The organism is Burkholderia sp. HI2714 (assembly GCF_002223085.1).
Lineage (GTDB): Bacteria > Pseudomonadota > Gammaproteobacteria > Burkholderiales > Burkholderiaceae > Burkholderia > Burkholderia lata_D.
In genome coordinates, this window is sequence record NZ_NKFM01000153.1 from 1 (window position 1) to 1132 (window position 1132).

Consider the following 1132-nt stretch of genomic DNA (forward strand, 5'->3'; position numbering starts at 1 on the left):
AGGCGTACTTCACAGCAGGTCCCGCGCGAAGTACGCCGCCGCTTTTTTTGCGATCTCAAGCTCCATCGTCAGCCGTCGATTCTCTGCCTTCAGCCGCGAGAGCTCCATCTGCTCCGGCGTCACGACCTTCGTGCCTGGACCATTCAGCGTTCCGGCCGCTGCGGCCTTGACCCACGTGCGCAGCGTCTGCTCCGAGATGCCAAGCTCCCGTGCAACCACCGAATACTCTGGCCATCCTTCACCCGTTGCACCGCAAGCGTCCTGAATTCCGGCGTGTGTTGCTGCTTCGGTATCTTCAACATTTTTTTGCTTTCCATTCCGTCGAGTTTACCCGACCTCTTGGAGAGCGAAATTTCGGGGGAAGCTCAAGCGACTCAACACTGTCTCCGTCGACCTCGGCCGATACCGATGAAAACAGGTGCGAGCCAAACATATGGGTCTTCTTCTTTATCTTGCCCGTCCGGTCGGTTTCCGTTTTCGTCACGTACACGGTGCCTTCAAGCAAGCGCTTGTAGCAAGCCCGAAGTCGATCGTAGTCCTCCTGTGACCGCCCCCACTTCAGCCCCTCCAGTGCTTGTAGTCCGCTGATGTGAACGGCCTCGCCGACATACTCGTCTCGCGCCAAGTGGCAAAGCTGCATAAACACATCGTGGTCATCCTGACGAAGCTCCTCACCGGAATAACGGATCTCGAGCCCTTCGATCGAGGCGATCACCGCGTTATCGTAGCGCTCGCGTTCAGCACGCTTGTCTCGCACGGCGAACAGGGCGCTTCGAGCCAAACTCTTCGACATGCCGCGGGTATCATTCCCCCATCCGGGAAATAATCTCAACTGCACATTACCGGAATTCTGCTCCTCCATCCGACGGGCGTGATCCTGTACGTTCTGCCGTATCTGCGCACGATCTTCCTCGCTCATCAGCATGGCAATTACCTGTAAATTCAGTGGGTTGAGACTAGCACAGCCCCTATCGGGGTATGAAATATATTGCTCGGGGTATGAGATACTGACGAGTGCACCAAATAGTTCGTGGTGCGTTATACGGGTATGAAGACGAAAACTGATGCCCGAAAGTTGGATCAGGCGACGCAGGCGTACCTGAGGAAGACGGTGGTCGAAGCCGTGCGTGAC

At 56.4% G+C, this 1132-nt stretch carries 1 protein-coding gene and 1 pseudogene; both read right to left on the reverse strand.

From position 1 onward, the window contains the following. Nucleotides 1–302 (reverse strand): annotated as a pseudogene (locus CFB82_RS41585) (transposase); the annotation flags it as partial. Next, on the reverse strand, nt 296–1132 hold an 837-nt coding region (trfA, locus tag CFB82_RS41590), incomplete at its 5' end, for a plasmid replication initiator TrfA (protein WP_256990786.1). The pseudogene CFB82_RS41585 and the gene trfA, both read right to left, overlap by 7 nt.